The sequence below is a fragment of the Acutalibacter sp. 1XD8-33 genome (assembly GCF_003612555.1).
GTDB lineage: Bacteria > Bacillota > Clostridia > Oscillospirales > Acutalibacteraceae > Acutalibacter.
Map to the genome: position 1 here is coordinate 20,251 of NZ_RAZF01000011.1, position 23,919 is coordinate 44,169.

20 protein-coding genes are annotated in these 23,919 nt (G+C 61.5%); 13 read left to right on the forward strand and 7 right to left on the reverse strand.

Annotation, left to right across the window (positions count from 1 at the left end):
• Positions 1 to 284 precede the first annotated feature (284 nt).
• From D7X94_RS19505 to nusB, 6 genes are all read right to left on the reverse strand, one after another.
• Complete coding sequence (locus D7X94_RS19505; protein ID WP_120427449.1) at positions 285 to 1,274, reverse strand: RluA family pseudouridine synthase; 990 nt, start codon at positions 1,272 to 1,274, stop codon at positions 285 to 287.
• Positions 1,274 to 2,140, reverse strand: coding sequence for a polyprenyl synthetase family protein (locus D7X94_RS09325; RefSeq protein WP_120427450.1), 867 nt, complete (start codon positions 2,138 to 2,140; stop codon positions 1,274 to 1,276). Before D7X94_RS09325 ends, D7X94_RS19505 begins: the two co-directional genes overlap by 1 nt.
• The gene (gene xseB, locus D7X94_RS09330) at positions 2,121 to 2,351 is read right to left on the reverse strand and encodes an exodeoxyribonuclease VII small subunit (protein WP_120427451.1); all 231 of its coding nucleotides are present in this window, start codon (positions 2,349 to 2,351) and stop codon (positions 2,121 to 2,123) included. The genes D7X94_RS09325 and xseB overlap by 20 nt, the downstream gene beginning before the upstream one ends.
• Before the next feature lie 719 nt (positions 2,352 to 3,070).
• Positions 3,071 to 4,270 (reverse strand): exodeoxyribonuclease VII large subunit, encoded by a 1,200-nt coding sequence (gene xseA, locus D7X94_RS09335; RefSeq protein WP_442857899.1) that lies wholly within the window; start codon positions 4,268 to 4,270, stop codon positions 3,071 to 3,073.
• On the reverse strand, positions 4,267 to 5,184 hold the full coding sequence (locus D7X94_RS09340; RefSeq protein ID WP_120427453.1) for a peptidase M22: 918 nt from the start codon (positions 5,182 to 5,184) through the stop codon (positions 4,267 to 4,269). The genes xseA and D7X94_RS09340 overlap by 4 nt, the downstream gene beginning before the upstream one ends.
• 9 nt (positions 5,185 to 5,193) lie before the next feature.
• Positions 5,194 to 5,592, reverse strand: coding sequence for a transcription antitermination factor NusB (nusB, locus tag D7X94_RS09345; RefSeq protein WP_120427454.1), 399 nt, complete (start codon positions 5,590 to 5,592; stop codon positions 5,194 to 5,196).
• A 679-nt stretch (positions 5,593 to 6,271) separates the two neighbouring features.
• Here nusB and ilvA point away from each other — a divergent pair.
• The 13 genes from ilvA (at position 6,272) to D7X94_RS09410 (ending at position 21,721) form a co-directional block, all read left to right on the forward strand.
• The gene (gene ilvA, locus D7X94_RS09350; protein ID WP_120427455.1) at positions 6,272 to 7,474 is read left to right on the forward strand and encodes a threonine ammonia-lyase; all 1,203 of its coding nucleotides are present in this window, start codon (positions 6,272 to 6,274) and stop codon (positions 7,472 to 7,474) included.
• A gap of 565 nt (positions 7,475 to 8,039) precedes the next feature.
• Positions 8,040 to 8,606, forward strand: coding sequence for a GNAT family N-acetyltransferase (locus D7X94_RS09355; RefSeq protein ID WP_120427531.1), 567 nt, complete (start codon positions 8,040 to 8,042; stop codon positions 8,604 to 8,606).
• Positions 8,603 to 10,270: a biosynthetic-type acetolactate synthase large subunit gene (gene ilvB / locus D7X94_RS09360; RefSeq protein ID WP_120427456.1), complete on the forward strand. Its 1,668-nt coding sequence runs from the start codon at positions 8,603 to 8,605 to the stop codon at positions 10,268 to 10,270. The genes D7X94_RS09355 and ilvB overlap by 4 nt, the downstream gene beginning before the upstream one ends.
• A 1-nt stretch (position 10,271) precedes the next feature.
• Positions 10,272 to 10,781: an acetolactate synthase small subunit gene (ilvN, locus tag D7X94_RS09365; protein ID WP_120427457.1), complete on the forward strand. Its 510-nt coding sequence runs from the start codon at positions 10,272 to 10,274 to the stop codon at positions 10,779 to 10,781.
• Entirely contained in the window at positions 10,781 to 11,269 is a 489-nt protein-coding gene (locus tag D7X94_RS09370; protein WP_120427458.1) for a GNAT family N-acetyltransferase, read from the forward strand. Before ilvN ends, D7X94_RS09370 begins: the two co-directional genes overlap by 1 nt.
• Before the next feature lie 337 nt (positions 11,270 to 11,606).
• Positions 11,607 to 12,626 (forward strand): ketol-acid reductoisomerase, encoded by a 1,020-nt coding sequence (gene ilvC, locus D7X94_RS09375; protein WP_120427459.1) that lies wholly within the window; start codon positions 11,607 to 11,609, stop codon positions 12,624 to 12,626.
• Between the two features lie 15 nt (positions 12,627 to 12,641).
• A complete protein-coding gene (locus tag D7X94_RS09380) occupies positions 12,642 to 13,067 on the forward strand; it encodes a VOC family protein (RefSeq protein WP_120427460.1) in 426 nt (141 codons plus the stop codon).
• Between the two features lie 8 nt (positions 13,068 to 13,075).
• Positions 13,076 to 13,714: a hypothetical protein gene (locus D7X94_RS09385; protein WP_147401698.1), complete on the forward strand. Its 639-nt coding sequence runs from the start codon at positions 13,076 to 13,078 to the stop codon at positions 13,712 to 13,714.
• A 10-nt stretch (positions 13,715 to 13,724) separates the two neighbouring features.
• Positions 13,725 to 14,399, forward strand: a complete 675-nt coding sequence (locus D7X94_RS09390) for a hypothetical protein (protein WP_147401699.1) — start codon at positions 13,725 to 13,727, stop codon at positions 14,397 to 14,399.
• 48 nt (positions 14,400 to 14,447) lie between these two features.
• Complete coding sequence (locus D7X94_RS09395; RefSeq protein ID WP_120427463.1) at positions 14,448 to 14,885, forward strand: hypothetical protein; 438 nt, start codon at positions 14,448 to 14,450, stop codon at positions 14,883 to 14,885.
• Positions 14,886 to 14,952: 67 nt separating this feature from the next.
• On the forward strand, positions 14,953 to 16,608 hold the full coding sequence (gene ilvD, locus D7X94_RS09400; protein WP_120427464.1) for a dihydroxy-acid dehydratase: 1,656 nt from the start codon (positions 14,953 to 14,955) through the stop codon (positions 16,606 to 16,608).
• A complete protein-coding gene (locus D7X94_RS09405; RefSeq protein ID WP_120427465.1) occupies positions 16,608 to 17,804 on the forward strand; it encodes a DUF815 domain-containing protein in 1,197 nt (398 codons plus the stop codon). The genes ilvD and D7X94_RS09405 overlap by 1 nt, the downstream gene beginning before the upstream one ends.
• A 110-nt stretch (positions 17,805 to 17,914) precedes the next feature.
• A complete protein-coding gene (locus D7X94_RS09410) occupies positions 17,915 to 21,721 on the forward strand; it encodes an InlB B-repeat-containing protein (RefSeq protein WP_120427466.1) in 3,807 nt (1,268 codons plus the stop codon).
• 923 nt (positions 21,722 to 22,644) lie between these two features.
• Here D7X94_RS09410 and D7X94_RS09420 read toward each other — a convergent pair.
• A complete protein-coding gene (locus D7X94_RS09420) occupies positions 22,645 to 23,532 on the reverse strand; it encodes a sensor histidine kinase (RefSeq protein WP_120427468.1) in 888 nt (295 codons plus the stop codon).
• Between the last annotated feature and the right edge of the window lie 387 nt (positions 23,533 to 23,919).

Below are 23,919 nucleotides of genomic sequence, written 5' to 3' on the forward strand. Positions count from 1 at the left end.
CATCTTCAAAAAATGCGCTTCTCAGGTGTTAAGGTCAAGGGCAAGACCGTAGAGGCTCTGCCTCCAAACCACCGCGAGCTTTTGAAGAAAGCTAAGACTTCGCAGAGCGAAGTCTGCAAAACTTTTACGTTGGTTAGCTGAGTGCGCTTGCACCCAGCTTGGTAGAGTTTTGCGTAGCAAAACTCATGACACATGACGAAACTCAGCTGGCTCATTTCTCCATTCTTGGCGTCATGTGCGACGAACACAGTGAGGAGTGGGTAAAATGTTTCGTAGACTTCGTTCTACGAAGTCTTACCTTTCTCAAAGGTGGCAGGGGTTTGGGGGTGAGCGTCTGCCGGATACTTGGCAAAGCCAAGTATTGCAGACAACGCTGCGAACCGACCGAGGCGGTAGCCGAGACAACCCCAAGGTCTTGCCCAGGAAAACGCCTGGGCAAGGTCCTCCGGAAGGGGGGAGTGAAACTCCCGGCGGAGGCCCAGGGCCCTGCACTCCAGCTCCAGGGAACAGCAGTGCAAGGCCTGCCGGGAAACCAGCTGGAGGCCGCCCCCGTACAGATCGTCCCCGGCCAGGGGATGGCCCAGCCATGCCATGTGGGCCCGGATCTGGTGGGTGCGGCCGGTCTCCAGCCAGAGGGCCAGGAGGGTGTGGTCCTCCGCCTGGGCCAGGGCCCGCCAGTGGGTGACGGCGGGCTGGCTTTGGGGGCCGGGGCCGCAGACCCGCAGGATCTTGCTGCCCTCCGCCAGCCCGATGGGCGCGTCCACCGTGCCGGAGCCGGAGAGAACCCCTTCGCAGACGGCCAGATAGGTTTTCCTGGTCCGTGCCCCCGCCGCGATCCGGTGCTTGGCAATGGCCAGCAGTCCGCTGGTGTCCTTGTCCAGGCGGAAGAGGGGCTTGACGGCGCAGCTCTGGCCGGTGCGCCGGTAGTGCCAGGAGACGGCCTGAAGCAGGCTGTCCCAGTCGTGGCCGGGGGAGGGGTGCACGGGCATCCCTGAAGCCTTGTCAACGATGAGGAAATCCTCGTCCTCATAGACGACGGCCAGAGGCAGGTTTTCACAAGGGTAGTCCGCCCCCTCCGGGGGCAGGGAAAGGGCAAGGACGTCCCCGGCCCGCAGGTGCTGGCGCACATGGCAGTCCTGGCCGTTCACCCGAATGCCCCCCGGAAATTTCTGCCCCGCCAGGGCATGGGCGGAGAGCTCCAGATATCCCCGGGCAAAGGCCTTCACCGTGGCCCCCTCCCATTCCGCCGGAACCACGTAGCGGAGAATCCTCACTAGTTTTCCCGCCCGGCCAGGGAGAGGGCTAGCTCCCGGAGGAAGCCGCTGTCCCCAGGGAAGGCCTCCAGGGCCTCCACGGCCTGGGCGGTGTAGGAATCCACCAGGGCCTGGGCCCGCTCCACCCCCAGAAGGGTCACGTAGTTCCGCTTGTCCCGGGCGGCATCCATGCCGGTGTTCTTCCCCAGCTTTTCCGCGCTCCCGGTGAGGTCCAGGATGTCGTCCCGGATTTGGAAAGCCATGCCCACCCCCTGGGCGTACCGTCCGGCGGCAGAAAGAACGGCCTCGTCCCCTCCGGCGGCGATGCAGCCCATGCGGCAGGCGGCATCGATGAGGGCCACGGTCTTTCCCTGGTCCATGATCTTCAGCAGGTCCAGGTCCGCCTCCTTGCCTTCGGAGAACAGGTCCACGCACTGGCCCCCCACCATGCCCCGGTATCCGGCCAGCCGGGCCAGAGTTTTCCCGGCTTCGGCCCCCCGGAGGGCGTCGGGAAAGCTCAGAACGGTCTCAAAGGCCAAGGTGAGCAGGCCGTCCCCGGCCAGCAGGGCCATGGCCTCGCCGTAGACTCTGTGGCAGGTGGGCCGTCCCCGGCGGAGCTCGTCGTCGTCCATACAGGGCAGGTCGTCGTGGATGAGGGAATAGGTGTGGACCATCTCCACAGCGCAGGCGAAGGGCAGGGCCTCTCGCCAGTCTCCGCCGCACAGCTGGCAGAAGGCTAGAACCAGCGCCGGACGGATCCGCTTGCCCCCGTCCAGCAGGCTATAGCGCATGGCCTCCGTGACGGAAGCGGCGGGATCCTGGGGGGCGGGGGCGGGCAGGATCTGCTCCAGGGCCCGCTCCACGGCCTCAAGATAGGCTTTCATCATGGGGGTCCTCCTCCGGCCGCAGAGAGGCGGTGAGCTCCCGAACCTTCTGCTCGGCCTTGTTCAGGGTGTTGTAGCACAGGGCGGAGAGCTTCGCGCCCTCCTCAAACAGGGCCATGGCCTCCTCCAGGGGGGCGTCGCCGCTCTCCAGCCGGGCGACAATCTCCTCCAGCCGGGTCAGGGTGCTTTCAAAGTTCAGCTTTTTCGCGGGCATTTTGATGTTCCTTTCTATTGTGGCACGGTTTTGCCGTTTGGATTTTTATATGGGGGCTTTCATTGTGCAATAGTCCGGTGGACGGGCGCCAAGGCCGGGTGGATGTTTCAGCCTAATCTCCGCTGGCCTTTTCCGTGTTCGCTCCGCCCCGCTCGCATTTTGCGGCGAGCCGCAAAATGGCCGTAGGGAAACGGGCAGAGCCCGTTTCCCCCGGCGGTTCGGCCGAAGGACGAACCCGAGCGGGGCGCCTGAGGCCGAGAATAGTGAGATGAGATGAGCTTCGTCAGTGCGTCAAAAAGATAAGCACTCGCGCGGCGAGATGAACTCTCCGCGTCCCCTCTTATAGAGTTTTACTTTGCAAAACTCGGATAGTTAACCGAGCGCAGCGAGTGTTAACCTATTATTCACCACCCTGGCAAAAATATGCTTCTCAGGTGTTTAAGGTCAAGGGCAAGACCGTGGAGGCTCTGAGTCTCAGCTGCCGCTTCGGTCGGCGACGGGAAATCGCCACTGGCGATTTCCCGTCGCCCTCCAAACCACCGCGAGCTTTTGAAGAAGGCTAAGACTTCGCAGAGCGAAGTCTGCAAAACTTTTTACGTTGGTTAGCTAAGCTAAAAACGTTAATTGTCTGCGACGAACGTAGTGAGGAAGCAGGGTAAAAGTTTCGCCGGCCTTTTCAAAGGCCGCAGGGTGTGGGACGGAGTCCCACGACCTTGGGCTCACACCAGCTTGGCCTGTCGCCGGCCGGTTTCCACTTGCAAAGTGACCTCCTCCCCGGCGGGGAGCCCGGTCAGGTCCCGCACGGCTTTGCCCCCGTGGTACACCACAGAGTAGCCCCGGGAGAGCACCTTCAGCGGGCTCATGGCGTCCAGCTTGCCGGAGAGCAGGGCCAGGGTCTGACGGCGGGTATTCATCTGCTCCCGGCCCTGGGCCTCCAGCCGGGCGGAGAGCTCCTCCAGCCGGGCCCGGCGGGCCAGGGTGTAGTCTCCCGGACGGTTCAGGGGGGAGTCCCGCAAAAGCAGGTCCACCCGCTGGCGCAGGTCCTGGACCGTCCCCAGGCCCTTGTCCTGGAAATACCGGTGATAGGCCAGCAGCCGGTCCAGCTCCGTGTCCCGGTCCGGGGTGCACAGCTCGGCGGCGGCGCTGGGGGTGGGGGCCCGCAAGTCGGCGGCGAAGTCGCAGATGGTGAAATCCGTCTCGTGGCCCACAGCCGACACCACCGGGATCTCCGATGCCGCCACCGCCCGGGCCAGGGCCTCGTCGTTAAAGGCCCACAGGTCCTCCATGGAGCCGCCCCCCCGGCCCACGATCATCACGTCGCAGGCCCTTGCCCGGTTCAAGGCCTGCACGGCGGCGGTGATCTGGGCGGAGGCGCTCTCCCCCTGGACCAGCACCGGGCAGAACACGATCTCCGCCAGAGGCCAGCGCCGGGCCGTGATCTGGAGGATGTCCCGGACAGCCGCGCCGGTGGGGGAGGTCACCACCCCAATTCGCTGGGGATAGGGGGGCAGGGGGCGCTTCCGGTCCGGGTCAAAGAGACCTTCGGCGGTAAGCCGGGCCTTCAGCTGCTCGAAGGCCATGGCAAGGGCGCCGATGCCGTCGGGCTGCATATCCTCCACATAGAGCTGGTACTGGCCCGAGGCCTCGTAGACGGAGACGCGACCCCGGATGATCACCTTCATGCCGTCCGCCGGGCGGAAGCGCAGGCGGGAGACGGCGGAGGAAAACATCACCGCCCGAATCACCGAGCGGTCATCCTTCAGGGAAAAATACATGTGGCCGGAGCGGTGCTGCCCGGTAAAATTGGACAGCTCCCCGGTGATCATAATGTCCCCCAGGCGGCCGTCTCCCTCGATCAGGGACTTGAGGAACCGGTTCACCTGGGTTACGGTAAGCAAAGCCTGGCTCAAGAAAATCACCTCGTTTTTGCTGCAAGAATGGCCGCGCCCGCAGCGTTATCGCTGGAAAATTCCGGCGCGGCGAAATAGGCCCCGAAGGCCCCGGAGAGCCGTTCCCGGATCAGGAAATTGCCGCAGACCCCGCCGGAAAACACCACGGGCAGGGGGCCCCGCTCCCGGAGCAGCAGACGGCACATGGCCTCCAGCGCGGCGGCGATGGACTCCAGGCAGTGCCGGGCGGTCTCCTCCGGCGGGCTGCCCGCCCGGATCATGGCCATACACTGGTTTTCAATGCCGGAGAGGGAGCAGTCAGCCCCCCGTAGCACGGGCTTCACCCGCACGGGCTCCGGCCATCGGAGGGCCAGCTCCTCCAGGGCCGGTCCGCAGGGGAAGGGGAGCCCCAGGGCCACGCCCACCCGGTCCACGGCCTGCCCGGCTTTCAGGTCCAGGGAGGCGGCGGCGATCTCCACGGCCGGGCCCTCCTCGCCGCCGGGAGAGACCAGCAGGGCCTCGGTGGTGCCGCCGGAGACATGGAACGCCAGGAATCTCTCCTCCAGAAGGTCCAGCTGCCCGGCGGAATAGAGCGCGGCTGCGATGTGTCCCTGCTGATGGGAAAACGGGGCCACAGGCACGCTAAGAGCCGCGCCCAGCACCTCCGCGAAGCCCTTCCCGGCCAGGAAGCAGGGCATGTAGGAGTCCTCCCCCTGCCGGGGGCTCACAGAGACGCCGATGGCCCGAAGCCCCTCCACAGGCAGAAGGCCGCTGAGCAGCCGGGGGAGCTGGCGGGTATGGTGAAAGACCGCGTCGCTCTGGCGCAGGCCTCGGGCCCCTTTTGGTACGGGCAGGGGGTGCTTCCGGTTCTCCAGGACCTGTTCCCCGTCGTAGACGGCGGCGGAAGTAGTATAGTTGCTGGTATCAATCCCCAGGGTTTTCATAGGAGGCCCCTAAGCGCAATGGCTCTTGTTCACAGAACTTAGAACCCCGTTGATATAGGGTGCGTCCCCCTTGCCGCCGTAGGTCTTTGCCAGTTCCACGGCCTCGTTGATGGACACGCTGGCGGGGATAGCGGGATCAAACAGCATCTCGTATACCGCCAGGCGCAGTAGCGTCAGAGCGACCTTGGAGATGCGGTGAATGCTCCAGCCCCGCAGGTTTTCCCGGACAACGCCGTCGATTTTCTCCCGGTTTTCCTCCACCCCGAAAACCAGCTCCTCCGTGAAGGAGTTGGGAACCAGATCCCGGGCCTCGTGGGCCGCCTTGAGGATATCCTCCATCCGTTCGCCTCCCGCAGCCTGTTCAAACAGCAGGCAGAAGGCCTGCTCCCGGGCTTCCCGTCTTGTCATAAAAACTCCTCCCATATTCCCAAAATAATACTTTTGAGAGATCGTGTGCGTAGCCAAGTATACTTTATCTAGAGTGTGTTTTGGCCTCTGGCAGCCAGGGTTTCACCCTGGACTGGACCAAACTTTTTGAAAAAAGTTTGGATCAAAAACTTTTACCCTGGTTAGCTTGTGAAAAACATCAAAATGTTCACAACGAATGAAATGAGGAATGACAGTAAAAGTTTCGTAGACTTCGTGAAACGAAGTCTCGCCTTTCTTAAAAGGCGGCGAGGTGGAGGCGAGACCCGGAGCCCCCCTGCCGGAGGCTGTGTGCCCAGAGGCCAGCACATAACTATTATAATGTTATCAAAGTATACTTCCACGGCGCGGGCCAACAAATACTCCCTCAAACCACGTTAACTATAGCACAAAGCCCAGGGCAATTCAACTGTCAATTTGCGAGGCTGGCCCAGGCAATCTCTGGCGCTTGACAAACTGCTCTACAGATGGTATAGTATAGTTCAATAACACACTAAAGCTGTGGCGGACCGCTGGGAAATTACCGTTTCTTCCAACGTAAGCCGCTTGAAAAAGCTGGAATTTCCGGTTGAACGCCGCACCCTTCAAAGCGATTTGAACGGGTGCGCGACTGTTATTTATGCAAATACGCCGGGAGTTTTACAGAATGGGGACTTCTACTATGCTATCTATCGACAAAATTTTTCATGCCTCCGTGGTGCTGAAAAACATCATCCGTAGCACCGCCATCGTCCACACCGAGGGCATCACGGAGAACTGCTCCCTCTACCTGAAGCCGGAAAACCTGCAAAAAACCGGCTCCTTCAAGCTGCGGGGCTCCGGCTACAAGATTTCCATGCTCTCCGAGGAGGAGAAGGCCAGGGGGGTGATCGCCTGCTCCGCCGGGAACCATGCCCAGGGCGTGGCCCTGGCCGCCACCAAAAGCGGGGTGGAATCGGTGATCTGCCTGCCGGACAGCGCCCCCATCTCCAAAATCGAGGCCACCAAGAAGTACGGCGCCAAGGTCTGTCTGGTGGAGGGGGTCTACGACGACGCCTACAACCGGGCCCTGGAGCTCCGGGAGGAGCGGGGCTACACCTTCGTCCACCCCTTTGACGACGAGGACGTGATCGCCGGGCAGGGCACCATCGGCCTGGAGATCGTCCAGGAGATCAACGACATCGACGCGGTGATCGTACCCGTGGGCGGGGGCGGGCTGATCTCCGGCGTGGCCTGCGCCATCAAGTCCATGAACCCCTCCATCAAGGTCTACGGGGTCCAGGCGGCGGGGGCCCCCAGCATGTTCAACTCCGTGCGAGCCGGGTCCATCGGATGCCTGGACAATGTGTCCACCATCGCGGACGGCATCGCGGTAAAGCAGCCGGGGGAGCACACCTTCCAGCTGGTACAGAAATATGTGGACGACATCGCCCTGGTCACGGAGGACGAGATCTCCTCCGCCATCCTGGCGCTGATGGAAAAGCAGAAGATGATCGCCGAGGGGGCGGGGGCCGTGTCCGTGGCGGCGGCCATGTTCAATAAGTTCCCCACCGAAGGCAAACGGGTGGTGAGCCTGGTCTCCGGGGGCAACATCGACGTGACCATCCTGTCCCGGGTGATCGAGCGGGGCCTGATGAAGTCCGGTCGGTCCAGCACTCTGGTGATCGAGCTCATCGACAAGCCCGGCCAGCTGCAGAACGTCTCCCGGATCATCGCGGAGTGCGGCGGCAACGTGACCAGCGTCCAGTATGAGCGGGCCGGGGAGATCGAGAGCATCAACGGCTGCTACCTGAAGATCGGCATGGAGACCCGGAACTACGCCCATGTGCAGATGATCGCCCAGGCCCTGCGGGACAACGGCTTCAAGCTGGTTCAGGCGGGGTGAGGGCCTCCGGCGCGCAAGGTCGTGGGGCGTTGCCCCACACCCCACAAACTTTTTGAAAAAAGTTTGATCAAAAACTTTTACCCACTCCTCACTACGTTCGTCGTGAACGATTTATGTTGTTCGACCAGCTAACCTAACAACCGTAAAAGTTTCGCCGGCCTTTTCAAAGGCCGCAGGGTGTGCCTTAGCAGCGTCCCACGGTCTTGCCCTTGACCTTAACACCTGAGAAGCGCAATTTTTGCGGGGTGAATTGGCGGACGGAGTCTGCCAAGAGGGGGGCTTTTTGCAAGAATAAAAAGCCCCCCTAGTCCCGGAGCAAGCCAGCTGAGCGCACGGGCGTACCAGCCGAGAGCGCGCCCTGCCAGCTGAAATCTGGACGCGCCGCCGCGCCCCGAAGGCCCCCATACAAAAGCAAAAACACTCAAACACTATATAAGCAATGGAGGAAATCAACATGAATAGAATCGTTCGGTCTCTGGCATGGGTCGCCGCGGGAGCCGCCGCGGGCGTGGCCTGGGCCAAGCTCACAAAAAGGAAGCAGGACGCCGGGACCGCCCCCCAGGCCTTGCGCCATTCCGGCACCCGCACCATCGAGACGGACCGGCTGATCCTGCGCCGCTTCAAGGTGGAGGACGCCGGGGCCATGTACCACAACTGGGCCAGCGACCCGGAGGTCACCCGGTTCCTCACCTGGCAGCCCCATGTGAGCGTGGAGGCCACCGCCGAGCTGCTGGAGGACTGGGAGGGCCGCTATGAAAACGGCGCCTGCTATAACTGGGCCATCGTGCTCAAGGAGCTGGGCGAGCCCATCGGGTCCATCAGCGTGGTGGACCAGAACGACACCCTGAGAAAGGCCCATGTGGGCTACTGCATCGGCAAGAAATGGTGGCGCCAGGGCATTATGACCGAGGCCCTCGCCGCCGTGATCAAATTCCTGTTCCGGGAGGGCTACCAGCGCATCGACAGCCGCCACGACCCCAACAATCCCCACTCCGGCGAGGTCATGAAGAAGTGCGGCATGAAGTATGAGGGCACCCTGCGGAACTACGACTGGAACAACCAGGGCTACTGCGACGCCTGTTTCTACTCGATTCTGGCGGAGGAGTACCAGGAGGGAGGCCATTGCCTATGATGCTGTCCGGCGCGGATATTATTGTGAAAACCCTGATCGAGCAGGGCTGCGATGTGGTGTTCGGCTACCCCGGCGGGCAGATCATCAACGTGTACGACTCCCTGTATAAATACCGGGACGAGCTGCGCCATGTGCTCACCGCCCACGAGCAGGGGGCGGCCCACGCCGCCGACGGCTACGCCCGCATGACCGGCAGGCCCGGGGTGGTCATCGCCACCTCCGGCCCCGGGGCTACCAATCTGGTGACGGGCATCGCCACCGCCTACCTGGACTCCGTCCCCCTGGTAGCCATCACGGGGAATGTCCCCAGCGGCCAGCTGGGCACGGACAGCTTCCAGGAGATCGACATCACGGGCATCACCCTGCCCATCACCAAGCATAACTATGTGGTGGGGCGGGTGGAGGAACTGGCGGACACCATCCGGGAGGCCTTCCGCCTGGCCATGTCCGACCGGCCGGGCCCGGTCCTGGTGGACGTGCCCAAGGACATCCAGATCGCCCAGTGCGAATACGAGCCCCTGCCCCCTGTGAAGGCCGACGAAAAAAAGGCCGCCAAGGACGTGCGGATTCAGGAGGCGGCGGAGTGCATCAACCAGGCCCACAGGCCCTATGTCTACTTCGGCGGCGGGCTCATCAACTCCCAGGCGGAAGAGGAGGTCCTGGCCCTGGCGGACCGGATCGACGCGCCCATCGGCTGCTCCTTTATGGGCATTTCCGGCGTACCCACCAGCCATCCCCGGTTTTTGGGGATGCAGGGGATGCACGGGCACTACGCCTCCTCCATGGCTATGCACCACGCGGACTGCATCATCGCCCTGGGCGTGCGCTTCAACGACCGGGTCACTGGCAACCGGGAGAAGTTTGCCACCAAGGCCCAGATTGTCCATATCGACATCGACGGGGCGGAGCTCTCCAAGAACATCTCTCCGGCCCACGCCCTGCGGGGAGACCTGAAGCTCACCCTGCAGAAGCTGCTGCCCCTCTTGGAGCAGAAGCGGCACGACCCCTGGCGGCAGGCCATTTCCCAGCTGAAAAACGATGAGAACTGGTCTTTGGACCACCGGGAGGGCCTGACCCCCCGCAATGTGCTGCTGGCCCTGAACCGCTTTACCAAGGGGGAGCTGCCCGTGGCCACGGACGTGGGCCAGCACCAGATGTGGGCGGCCCAGACCCTAGAGTTCCGGAAGATCCGGCGGTTCGTCTCCAGCGGGGGCCTGGGCACCATGGGCTTCGGCATGGGGGCGGCCATGGGGGCGCAGATCGCCACCGGCCAGCGCACGGTGCTGGTCACCGGGGACGGCGGCTTCGGCATGTGCCTCAACGAGCTGGCCACCGCCGTCCACGAGAACATCCCCCTGGTGATCCTGATCATGAACAACGGCGTGCTGGGCATGGTGCGCCAGTGGCAGACGCTGTTCTTCGACAAGCACTATTCCAACACGGTCCTGGACCGGAAAACGGACTTTGTAGCGCTCAGTAAGGCCTTCGGGGCCGATGGCAGGAGGGTGACGGACCTGAACGGGCTGGACGAAGCCCTTAAGACGGCCTTTCAAAGCGATGGGCCGTACCTGATCGAGTGCATGATCGACAAGGACGAGTTCGTGCTGCCCATGCTGCCCCCCGGCGGAAGCATGGATGATATCATAACAAAGGTGGGTGACTGATATGGAGAGCTTTACTTTGGCTGTGCTGGTGCAGAACCAGTTCGGCGTGCTGAACCGGGTGACCAGCATGTTCCGGCGCAGGAGGTTCAATATCACCAGCCTTAGTGTCAGCGTCACGGAATCTGACACCCGGTCGCGGATCACCATCACCGCTGACGGCGGGGGCCGGGACAAGGACCAGCTCATCGACCAGCTCTACAAGCTGCCGGTGGTGGTATCCATCGCGGAGATCAAGGAGGAGGACTGCGTCACCTGCGAGCTGCTGCTCTTGAAGGTACAGAACAAGCCCGAGCTCCGCAGCGACATTCACGCCGCCGCTGAGGCTTTCGGAGCGAAGATTGTGGACTACACCCGGGATTCCGTGGTGCTGCAGATGGTGGGCACCGCCCGGAATATCGACGCGTTCATCGAGGTCATGCAGGACTACACTGTGCTGGAGATCTGCCGCACCGGCGTCATCTCCCTGGAGCGCGGGGCCATGACCATCGAGAAGAAGGCGGAGATCTACTGATGGCCTCCCTCATCACCCTGGAGCCGCTGACCAAAGCAAACCTGGACGAGGCCCGGGGCATACGCCGGGAGGATGTGAGCGAGGAGCTAGTGGATAGTGTGGACACCCTCTGGGAGCTGACGCAGTACGGCGCGGAGCACGGCTGCATCGGGCGCACGTTTCTCATCAGGTACGAGGGCCGGTGCGCAGGAGTGTTGCTCCTGGGCGAGGCCATTCCCTGGGACACCGACCCACCCGAGATGCGGGAAAAACCCTTCTACCGGCTCATGGGCTTTGTGATGGACCGGGAGCTGCGGGGCATGGGGCTTGGCGGCCTGGCCCTGGAGCTGGCGGTGGAGCATGTGTACAGCGAGTTCGGGGAAAGGCCCATCGCGCTGGGGGTCCATAAGAACAACCCTAAAGCGGAGCGGTTTTACCTCCGGCATGGGTTCCGGAAAACGGCCTATATGGAGGGGAACGACTGTTACTTTCTCAGGTTTCTTCCGTAAAAATACCGAAAGGTATACTTTTTGGGAGTAGTACGGGCATGGCCTTCGGCGACTCAAGGGCTACTCGCCCTTGAGAATCCTCGCCAACGCAAAGGCGGCGTTGGATCCGCCACCACGCATTCCGCTAACTTTAGCGCACTCAGCTAACCAGCGTAAAAGTTTCGTCCACCTTTTCAAAGGTTGCGTGGTGTGGAGCGGAGCTCCACGACCTTGCCGTAGTCGGCGAAGAGTTCGCTTGCGAACTCTTCGCCGACTACGGCCATACAGTATTACTTTATAATAAAGTATACTTTCTTTCAGAAAGTATAAATATAGAAAAAATTGAAAAGAGGTTTTTATCATGGCAAGAATTTTCTATCAGCAGGACTGCGATCTCCAGCGCCTCAGCGGCAAGACGGTGGCCATCATCGGCTACGGCTCCCAGGGCCATGCCCACGCTCTGAACCTGAAAGACAGCGGCGTCAACGTGATCGTGGGCCTGTATGAGGGCTCAAAGAGCTGGCAGAAGGCCGAGAGCCAGGGCCTCAAGGTCATGACCTCCGCCGAAGCCGCCAAGGCCGCGGACATCATCATGATCCTCATCAACGACGAGAAGCAGGCCAAGCTCTACAAGGAGTCCATCGAGCCCAACCTCACCGAGGGCAAGACCCTGGCCTTCGCCCACGGCTTCAACATCCACTTCGGCTGCATCAAGCCCCCCAAGAACGTGAATGTGATCATGATCGCTCCCAAGGGCCCCGGCCACACCGTGCGCAGCGAGTATCAGGCGGGCAAGGGCGTGCCCTGCCTCATCGCCGTGGAGCAGGACGCCACCGGCGACGCCTGGGACATCGGCCTGGCCTACGCCCTGGGCATCGGCGGCGCCCGGGCCGGCGTGCTGGAGACCACCTTCCGCACCGAGACCGAGACCGACCTGTTCGGCGAGCAGGCCGTGCTCTGCGGCGGCGTGTGCGCCCTGATGCAGGCAGGCTTCGAGACCCTCTGCGAGGCCGGCTATGACCCCCGGAACGCCTATTTCGAGTGTATCCATGAGATGAAGCTCATCGTGGACCTGATCTACCAGAGCGGCTTCGCCGGAATGCGGTACTCCATCAGCAACACCGCTGAGTACGGCGACTACATCACCGGGCCCAAGCTCATCACCGAGGAGACCAAGAAAACCATGAAGAAGATCCTCTCCGACATCCAGGACGGCACCTTTGCCAAGGAATTCCTGCTGGATATGTCCGACGCGGGCGGTCAGGTGCATTTCAACGCCATGCGGAAGCTGGCTTCCGAGCACCCCGCCGAGATCGTGGGACAGGACATCCGCAAGCTCTACAGCTGGAGCGACGAGGACAAGCTGATCAACAACTGAGGAGAGCATTCCGCTATGGAGAAGAGGATTGACATCATCCCATACCTGACCTTCAACGGGAACTGCGAGGAGGCCCTGCGTACCTATATGGAGGCCTTTGGCGGGAAAATCCATCATCTGTCCCGCTGGGACCGGCAGAACTGCGGGAGGCCCGAGCAAATTGGAACGGTCATGCACGTGGAGTTCCGGCTGGGCAATACCCCCATGGGAGCCGGCGACAACTTCGACTTTTCCGGGGACCCCGCCGTGAAGCTGATGGTACACCTGGACACCATGGAGAAGGCGCGGCACGCCATTGACACGCTGGCGGCCGGGGGCGGAACCGTCCTCTCTCCCCTGCACCCCCACCCTGCCCCAGACGACGGCGGCTGCGGCTCCGCCACCCGGGACCGGTTTGGATATGTCTGGTTTGTCACCTGTCCAAACCCCGACAAGCAGTGAGCGCGCCTATGGAACAGAACCTTGGCCTGTGGGCGTCTGGTGAGCTTGGTCTAATATCTATCTCGCCGAGGCTCGGCTACTGGCCCGCCAGTCCGGACCCCCTCTGCGCGGACATCGGCGTGTATGAGGGCAGGGACAGCCTGTGGATTTTCGACGTGGGCTGCGGGGAGCAGGCCGCGGAGCGGATCAACCGCTTGCCCGGAAAAAAGCGGGTGGCGATCTCTCATTTCCACCAGGACCACATGGGCAATCTGCCCCGGATTTCCCGGGAGGAGCTCTACCTGGGCCGGTACACCCTCCGCCACGCGGGGGCGGGCCAGGTGGTGGAAGCGCCCATGGAGCCCGAGCCCGGCCTGCGCCTGTTCCCCATCCCCTCCAGCCACGCGAAAGGCTGCCTGGGGATGGAGGTCGGGGGCCGGTACGCCTTTCTGGGGGACGCCGCCTATAGCACCCGCGTAGACGGCAGAATCCGCTACAACGCCACCCTGCTCCAGGACACCATCCGGACCCTGGAGGCCCTCTCCGCTCCCTGGTTCCTTCTGAGCCACGGGGAGCCCTTCGCCCGCCCAAAGGAGGAGGTGCTGGAGGAGCTGCGGGAGATCTACACCCGGCGGGCCCAGGGCGAGGCGTATATTGATCTGGAATGAGGAAATTTTCATGAGACAACGAATCATATGCTCTGTGCTGGCGCTCTGCCTGTGCGCGCTCCTGTGCTCCTGCGTGGGGCAGTCCGCCCAGACCGACGTGCCCCTGGCGGACGACGCCACCCTCTATAGCCAGGGCCTGGAAATGGCCGGGCTGCTGGAGGAGATGGTGAACAGCGAACAATATCTGGACCTGATGAGCACAGCGGAGAGCGTCCGGGCGGTGCTGGAGCCCCTGGAGGGCCAGGACTTCAGCCGGCCGGAGAGCGTATACAGGGTCACCTTCAGCCAGGAGGTTCTGGCCTCCCTGGCCAGCGAGGGGGCGGTGGACCTGGAGGAGTTTTCCCGGCCCCTGCGGAAGTTCGTGCTCCACCGGATGCAGAATTCCGTCCTGTCCATGCTCAACAGCCGGGCCGGGGCCGAGACCCTTGCTGCGGCCAGCATCTGCACGGTCTCCCAGACCTACGAGGTGGAGAATATCCCCGAAAACGCCATTTTCTTCTACTTCTACCCCGACGCCTGCCCGGTGATGGTCTCCTTCCACAACGGCACGGCCTCTCTGCAGGCCAACGCCGCGTTTCTGCTCAGCGGCGCGCTGGAGGAGGGCTCCGCCGGGGCCTTGGAGGAGCTGTTCCAGGAGTTCGGCGAGGGCGTGACGGTGGAAGAGCTGGAAATCCCGGAGGGATAGCCGGGCCCACAAAAACCCATAGAATCTGTTTGGAAGGGAGAGGTCTCTATGAAAAAGGAAAAGCTCAAGAAAATCGCGAGGAAATTCCTTCTGGGGGCCTGCGCCCTTCTGGCGGTCTCCATCGTCTCCCTGCGCATCTATCAGGCCGCCTCCCACCGCCTGTTCTTTTTCCTTCCCGGCACTGTGGTCACCATTTCCTTCGAGAACCGGGACATGCAGACCCACATCAACGTTTCGGACGATGAGAAGCTGCAAAAGATTGTGGACCTGCTCAACGGCTTCCGCTACGAGGCCAGGGTGCAGTATCCCCCGGCCGGCAGCGGCGGGACCTGGGCCACCATTGGCGGGCCGATCCTGTTCCAGCCCACATCCTTTGGGGTCTCCCCCGGCGCGATCAAATTTTCAAAGGGGAACGGCGGCTCCGTGTCCTACGACAGCGCCGACCCGGAATATTTTCAGCCGCTCTTCGACCTTCTGAAACCTTAGAACGCGGCAAAGGAAGCCCGGCAGAGAACCGGGCTTTCGCTCTGCATTTTTTTAAAGGAGAATTCTTATGGTAAGCGACAAAATCAAGCTGACGCCCCAGAACGCCCCGCACCGGGCGCTCTACCACGCGCTGGGCCTCACAGAAGAGGAGATCGCCCGGCCCCTGGTGGGCATTGTCAGCTCCTATAACGAGATCGTGCCCGGCCACATGAACATCGATAAGATCGTGGACGCGGTGAAGCTGGGCGTGGCAATGGCCGGGGGCACCCCCATCGTGTTCCCCGCCATCGCCGTGTGCGACGGCATCGCCATGGGCCATGTGGGCATGAAGTACTCCCTGGTCACCCGGGACCTGATCGCCGACTCCACCGAGGCCATGGCCTTGGCCCACGGCTTTGACGCCCTGGTCATGGTGCCCAACTGCGACAAGAACGTCCCCGGCCTCCTGATGGCGGCGGCAAGGCTGAACCTGCCCACGGTGTTCGTCAGCGGCGGGCCCATGCTGGCCGGTCGGGTGGACGGCTGCAAGACCAGCTTCTCCTCCATCTCCGAGGCGGTGGGCCAGTTCAACGCCGGGAAGATCACCGAGGAAAAGCTCCGGGAATACGAGCAGAAGGGCTGCCCCAGCTGCGGCTCCTGCTCCGGCATGTACACCGCCAACTCCATGAACTGCCTCACCGAGGCCCTGGGCATGGGCCTGCCCGGCAACGGCACCATCCCCGCCGTGTACTCCGCCCGGATCGAGCTCGCCAAGCACGCGGGCATGGCTGTGATGGACATGCTGAAGCGGGACCTCCGCCCCAGGGATATCATGACGGAGGGGGCCTTCCAGAACGCCCTCACCGTGGACATGGCTCTGGGCTGCTCCACAAACTCCATGCTCCACCTGCCCGCCATCGCCCACGAGTGCGGCATTGACATCGACCTGGACATCGCCAACGCCATCAGCGAAAAGACCCCCAACCTGTGCCATCTGGCCCCCGCCGGGCGCACCTATGTGGAGGACCTGGACGAGGCCGGCGGCGTCTACGCCATCATGCACGAGCTGAACAAGAAGGGCCTGCTGCACACGGACTGCCCCACCGTCACCGGAAAAACCGTGGGGGAGAACATCGCCCCCGCCCAAAATAAAAACCCAGACGTGATCCGCCCCATCGAGAACCCCTTCTCCGAGACCGGCGGCATCGCCGTGCTCAAGGGCAATCTGGCCCCAGAGGGCTCGGTGGTGAAGCGCTCCGCCGTGGCCCCGGAGATGCTCCGGCACCAGGGCCCGGCCCGGGTGTTCGAGTGCGAAGAGGACGCCCAGACCGCCATCAACGCCGGAGAAATCCACCCCGGCGACGTGGTGGTCATCCGCTACGAAGGCCCCAAGGGAGGCCCCGGTATGCGGGAGATGCTGAACCCCACCTCCGCCATTATGGGCATGGGCCTGGGCAACTCCGTGGCCCTCATCACCGACGGCCGGTTCTCCGGAGCCACCCGGGGAGCCTGCGTGGGGCATGTCTCCCCCGAGGCCGCCAGCGGCGGGCCCATCGGCATTGTGGAGGAGGGGGACCAGATCCTCATCGACATCCCGGCAAATAAAATCGAGCTGAAAATCACTCCGGAAGAATTCGCCGCCCGCATGGCCGGCTTCACTCCCAAGCAGAAGGATCTCTCCGGCTATCTGCAGCGGTACGCGGCGTTGGTTTCCAGCGGGGCGAAGGGCGCGGTGCTGAACTAATGGCGAAAAAATTATCCAAACTAGCCCTGCGGCTGCGGTCCATGACTGTTTTCCGCAATCTGCTGGAGGATCCGGTAGTTTCCGCTCTGATCCGTTGCCTGGAAAGGACCTCCGGCGGCCCAGAACGGTTTGTGCCGGCCTATGGGGAGTTCGTCTCCCGGCTGTACCAGGCGGGATATATAAGCCTCACCGACTACCTGCGGGACCTGGTCTTTGACAGCGACAATGTATACATCCGAATGATGGGCGTGGGCAGGCTGCCGGACAAGCTCCTGCTAGACAGCACCATTCTGGACCTGGACACCCTCAGCGACGCCGCCGGCCTGGACGCCGCCCGTCTGCTGGAAGAGGCCAACTGCAATCTGGCCCTGGCCCGGTTCGAGGGGAAAAAGGTCAACCTCACCAACGAATACGGCGAACGGGCCAAGGAGGTGGGCCGCTACGGCTACGGCATCTACTCCCGGAACCGGATGCTCTGTCTGGACGGCAAGGGCCGGGTGGTCCCGGTGCGCTCCCCGGACCCCATCCGCCTCTCCCAGCTCATCGACTACCAGCGGGAAAAGGACCTGATCCTGGAAAATACCCGTGCGCTGCTCTCCGGCAAGCCCGCGGCCAACATCCTCCTCACCGGGGACGCGGGCACGGGGAAGTCCTCCACCGTGAAGGCTGTGGTGAACGAGCTGTGGGAGGAGGGCCTGCGGATTCTGGAGGTGCGCAAGGAGCAGCTCCACGAGATTCCGGGAATCCTGGAGGAGCTCACCGAGAACCCCCTGAAATTCATCATCTTCATCGACGACCTGTCCTTTGAGCGGGACGACGACGATTTCAGCGCCCTGAAGGGGATGCTGGAGGGCTCGGTCTCCGCCAAATCCGGGAACGTGGCGGTGTACGCCACCAGCAACCGGCGGCATCTTGTGAAAGAGCGCTTCTCCGACCGGGAGGGGGACGAGGTCCACCGGCGGGACAGCATGCAGGAGGCGGCCTCCCTGGCGGAGCGCTTCGGCCTGCGGATCACCTTCCAGCGGCCGGACAAGAGCACCTACCTGAACATCGTGCGCAGTCTGGCCGAAGAGGCGGAGCTGGACCTGCCGGACGAGGAGCTGTGCGCGGGGGCGGAGCGGTTCGCCCTGTCCCGGAGCAGCCGCTCGGCCCGGGCGGCCCGGCAGTATGTGGACGGGCTCATCGCGAAAAAATAGGAAAAAATTGGCGGCGGGGCGCGGGCTCCGCCGCTGTTTTTTGCCTTGACTTTCCAGGGCGGCGCGGCTATAATAAATTTACATATAAAAGAAAAACGGAGGCTGAAAATATGGTTAAAAAATTCGTCAGTCTGCTGCTCTGCGTGATTCTCGCCCTGGGCGCTCTGCCCCTTTCGGCGGGGGCGGCAAAGAATCCGGGCGATTCCCATACGATTACGTTTCACTATGAGGACCCCGACGACATCAACTCTCGGCTGGTCCTGAACACCTGGGCCGTGAAGGGCTCGGATGAAGAAATATCCGTCAAATTCCATTACAATTTTAATAGGAACTGCTCTGAAAATGACAGCTGCGATAGCAGCCAAAGCGCGACGTTTCCTTATAAGAAGAACGGCGCATATGAGAACCCGGCTCTGCCTACTATTTCCGAAACGCTTTATTCCGATAAAGTGTTCCTTGGATGGTACACAAATTCCTCTTTCAATGACCGAGGCATAAAGATCTCCAATGACGAGCTGGTTAATCCGGATATCACCCATCTGTACGCCCAGTATTTTGACAAATCCAGCCTGACAAACAGTTATCTGATTGTTTATAATTATCGGAACGCCACAGGTACTTACTTAGAAGCCATATCCAGTCAGGGCACAGGGACCAGTGTTCTTCTGCCTGCTCCTACCCGTTCCGGCTATCGGTTCTGCGGCTGGTATGACGACACACTCAAAGGCGCGACAAAATTTGAAGAAACCGATGCCAACGGGCTTTCGGCGGGAGAGGTTAAGCAGCTCTATGCCCGGTGGATTCCCGAAAGCAGCAAATTAACGGCTTACTTACCTCAAAATTCCTCCACTCTCAATATCTCCGTTTCTTACAACCAAACTACATCTCTTCAGGATTTCTGGGATGAAGTGGACCGGCAAAACATTCAAGGACCCAATAGCGAAATCATTACTGGCTGGAGTTTCGTGGATAAAGATCAGTCTGCCTATACTGATGCGGATATTGTTCTAAAGAGGCCCGCGGCCAGCACTGCATCCCGTGCCAGAGCCAATTCCGGCACTATTTTGCAGTTCCTCTGCGACAATGCCGCCTACGCTCCCTTGGAAGTGCACGATGGGAAAGAGGTTCCTGTTCTTTCGCTCTACCCCGTCTACGGCACTGTCTCCGCCGATACGGTGAAGCTCACCCTGACAGGCAACGGCGGCAAATTCACTTATCAAGGCGTGGATAAAGGAGATAACTTTGACATCAATGTTGCCTCTGGCACTACCTTTGGGAACGCTCTTAAGGATGTCACCGCCACCAACACGGACTCTGGCCTCATCCTTAAGGGCTGGAGCACCTCATCTACTGGATACGTGCCGGTTGACCTGACCGCTCCCATCAACAGCAGCCAAACCATCTATGCCGTGTGGGGAACGGCGATCACCGTCTCCGTTAACCCCAACGGCGGCACATATGATGGATCCGCCCTGCCCAAATCCATAAATATTCCCAGCGGCACCACCTTCGCGGACTTCAAGGCCAACTACCTGAAGCAGGAGCTTTTGAAACCCGACAACAGCGCTCTTCGGGAATTTTCCAGCTGGTATCTTCGGGATGAGATGTATCCCAACGACGCCACCAAATTCCATATCCTCAAGGATAACGACGAGTTCAACCAGGACATTACCATTCACGCGGCCTGGAAAGCGGTCACCACTCCCCCCGCCGACGAGATCATCGTCTCCTTTGACCTGAACTATACCGGCGCGCCCGCAGGCCCGGCGGATATCAAAATCGGGGATACCCTGAAATACGGCCAGCTGCCCCAAGTAACCCGCGCCGGCTACAATTTCCTAGGCTGGTTCGCGGAGAAGAGCGGCGGAACCGAGGCCAAAACCAACGGAAGTCTGGTCAAGCAGGAATCCCACACCCTCTACGCCCACTGGGGCCAGATGGGCTCCATCAACCTAAACCCGGACGGTGGCACTCTGGCGGACGGCGAACCCAAGTCCGTGACCCCTGTAGACGGCAAATATCCCGAGCTGCCTGACCCCACTCGCGCGGGCTACACCTTCCAGGGCTGGTTCACCGCCCAAAAGGACAGCGGCGTGAGGGTAAAAGAGGGCGACGCCGTTTCCCCCGCGGACATCGGGATGATCTACGCCCATTGGAAAGCCAACACCTACACCGTTGCCTATGACCTGAACTACACTGGCGCTCCTGCCGCACCCACCGACAAAACCGTCACCTACGACCAGAAATACGGCCCTCTTGCCCAGCCCGACCGCTCCGGCTATACTTTCCTGGGCTGGTTCACCCAGCCCTCCGGCGGCCTGGAGGTCAAGGCCGAGGACACGGTGCAAATCACCCAGAAACAGACGCTCTTCGCCCACTGGCAAGGGGGCGACCCTGTGACCCTGGAGCTCCAGGGCGGAAAGCTCCCCGATGGCGTGAGCGGCAGAATCGGCGTTACCCCAGGGGGGAAATACCCCACCCTGCCTGTGCCCACCCGCACCGGTTATACCTTTGAGGGCTGGTTCACCAAGGCCGAGGACGGCTCTCAGGTGGAAAGCGGTGATTCCGTGGGCGAAAAGGCCCCCGAGAAGCTCTACGCCCACTGGACCGCCCGAAAGGTCACCGTAAACTTCGATTACAACGGCGCTCCTGGCAGCCGAGACCCCAGAACCTACAACTATGGCGCGAAGTATACCAACCTTCCCGCCTCCGCCCGCTGGGACGGCCACACCTTCCTGGGCTGGTTCACCGCCGCCACCGGCGGAACCCAGATTACCAAAGACAGCACCGTCTCCGTGCCGGAAGGAACGGATGAAACTGAAGGGCTTTCCATCACTTTGTATGCCCACTGGGGATTCCAGATCAGCTATGAGGCCAACGGCGGTTCCGGCGAAATGGAGAGCAGCACCGCTCCCATGGACTCCCCCTTCACCCTGCCCTCCTGTACCTTTACGCCTCCCTATGGCATGGTGTTTGACCGCTGGGCTGTGGGCTCTCTCAAGGGCGAGCACCTGACTGCCGGTGCCACCCACACCTTTAACCGGAACACCACCCTCTATGCTACCTGGAAGGAATCCCCTGTCACCATCACCGCCACCTGTACCTCCGGCGGGTCCCTGATTACCACCACGGGTCAGTCCAACACCGTCACAGTGGATAAGGGCCAGGACGTGACCTTCAACGCCACCGCCAACTATGGCTATGAGCTGGTGGACCTGATTGTAGACGGCGAAAGCCTCTATGCCCTGGAGAGCTATACCTTCCGCTCTGTGATGGAGAACCACACCATTCACGCGGTATTCCAGCGGATCGCCCCAGATGATTATATTACCTGCCCCCGGGACTACACCTGTCCCCTGAGCCGGTTCAGCGACCTGAATCCCAGAGAATGGTATCATGACGCGGTCCATTACTGCCTGGATGAGGTAATCATGAACGGCGTCTCCTCCAACCGCTATGGGCCCAATATGCCCACCAGCCGGGCGATGCTCACCATGGCCCTCTGGCGGGCGGAAGGCCGTCCCGACGCGGTAGGAGGCGGTGCCCTGACCCGCCCCTATAAGGATGTTCCCTCCACGGAATGGTTCTACCGGTGCATTGTCTGGGCAACCCGCACAGGCGTGGTGAACGGCTACAGCGCCACGGCTTTTGGCCCCAACGACAATATCACCCGGGAACAGGTGGTCACCATCCTGTGGCGGCACGCGGGCTCCCCTGCCCCCCGGTCCTATAACCTCCCCTTCTATGACGACTGGGCCACCAGCAGCTATGCCTGGAACGCTATGTGCTGGGCCTATGAGAACGGCATCATCAAGGGCCGGCCGAACCGCATTCTGGATCCCAGGGGAAATGCCAAGCGGGTGGAGATCGCGGAGATCATGAAGAATTACCTGCTCAACTATAGTAAACGCACTTAAAAATCGGTATATACTGATTTTTAAGTTGGACTGCTACGCCGCCTAGTTCAAAAGAGGTCAAATACCTCTTTTGAACCGCGTTAACTATGCGCCCACAGGGACTGAATTCTTGCATAACATAACGAAGGACCCCTTTTCGAAGGGGTCCTTTTTCTGTGCTTTGGATTTTTTGAATATGGGCGCGTGAGTGCGCGCGCTGGCCGATTGCAGAGCACCAAGTCCCGGCAAGCGCTGAGGCCCGGCGGCGGCGCACGCCAACAGAACGGGCGCGAAACGGGTAAAAGTTTTGCAGACTTCGCTCTGCGAAGTCTTAGCTTTCTTCAAAAGCTCGCGGTGGTTTGGAGGGCGACAATCGCCAGTGGCGATTTCCCGTCACCGACCGAAGCGGCAGCTGAGACTCAGAGCCTCCAAGGTCTTGACCTTAAACACCTGAGAAGCGCATTTTTTGAAGGTGAATTGGCGCATAGCGCCAAGAGGAAACTTTTTGCAAGAGAAAAAAGTTTCCTGGAAACCGGAAGCACCCAGTGCTATATAGCTTTCGTTCGCTTCGCATTTGCGAAGCGAAACAGGGGACCCCCGACGAGGGTCCCCTACGCAAAACGTCCCACCGGGACGTTTATGCTACCCTCCTGCGTTGTTTTCTCAGGTGTTAAGGGCAAGGGCAAGACCATGGGACTCTGTCCCACACCCTGCGAGGCTTTTGAAAAAGCTCGACCAAAACTTTTACGGTTGTTAGGTTAGCTTGTCAAAAGCAGTAAAAGTTTGTGGGGTTTGGGGGTGAGCGTTCTGCCGGATACTTGGCAAAGCCAAGTATTGCAGACAACGCTGCGAACCGACCGAGCCGGGGATGCTCCCCGGTGGGGAGCGTTCTGACCCGACCGAGTCGGCAGACGAGACCAGGCGAAACCGGAGTCCCCAAGGTCTTAGGGGAAGTGCGCGGTGAGCACCAGCTTACCGTCCTTATACTCGGCGGTGAGGGTGCCGTCCATACGCTCGGCCAGAGCCCTGGCGATGGACAGCCCCAGGCCCGTGGACTTCCGCGCCGCCTCCACCGTATAGAAGCGGTCGAAGAGCCTCTCCACCTCTACAGTGGTCAGGGCCCGACAGCGGTTGGCGAAGATCACCTTCCCATCCCCGGTGAGGGTCACCTCTAGGTCGCCGGAGCTATACTTCACCGCGTTGCTCAGCAGGTTGGAGAAGATCCGGGAGAGCGCCGCCCGGTCCAGCCTGCGCACCACCTTCTCCTCGGGTATCTCCACCTGGGGCATAATCCCCGCGCCGGTGAGGTTGGTGTAGGCCGCCGCCAAGCTGGATTCCAGCGCCCCGTTCAGGCACAGCTCCTCCCGGTTTAGGCCCCCAGGGTCCGAGAGCACCACGCAGTAGCGGAACAGCTCCTCGCTGAGTTGCCGGAGCAACTCCGCCCGGCCCTGGATGATCCCTAGATACTCCCTGGCCTGCCCGGAGACGTCCTCCTGTTCCAGCAGCTCCAGATATCCGCAAATGGCGGTGAGGGGCGTGCGCAGGTCGTGGGAGATGTTGGTCACCGCTGCCTTCAGCTCCAGGTCTCCCTGCTGGTAGCGCAGGCGCTGGGCCCGCAGCCGCCCCAGCTCCCCGTTGATCCGGGAGGCCAGCCGGCGCATGTCTCGGTCCCGGGTGGAGATGTCGATGAGGGTGTTGGTGTCCGCCCGGAGCTTTTCCCGAAGGCCCTCCTCCAGCTCCCGCGCGGCCCTGCGCATGAGATAGATTTTCCCGGCCAGCAGCAGGACCGCCGCCCCCATCGCCCCAATCAGGCTCCACCACAGGATTTCCATAAGGCGCGTGCCTCCTTATCCGTTCGTTTCGATTGCGTTTTATTTTTTATGGGCGCGTAAGTGCGCGCGCCGCTTGATTGCGGAGCACCAAGTCCCGGCGGGCGCTAAGGCTCGGCAACTGCGCACAGAGCTGGCTCTCTCCGCATCCGCCCCGCTCGCATTTTGCGGCAGGCCGCAAAATGGCCGTAGGGGAAACGGGCTTTGCCCGTTTCCCCCGGCGGTTCTCCCGAAGGACGAACCCGAGCGGGGCGCCTGACGCCGAGAATGGCGAGATGAGAAAGCTAGGCTTCGTCAGGCGTCATGAGTTTTGCTTCACAAAACTCTACCAAGCTAGGAGCAAACGCACCCAGCTAACCAGGGTAAAAGTTTTTGAGGCTTCTTAGGGAA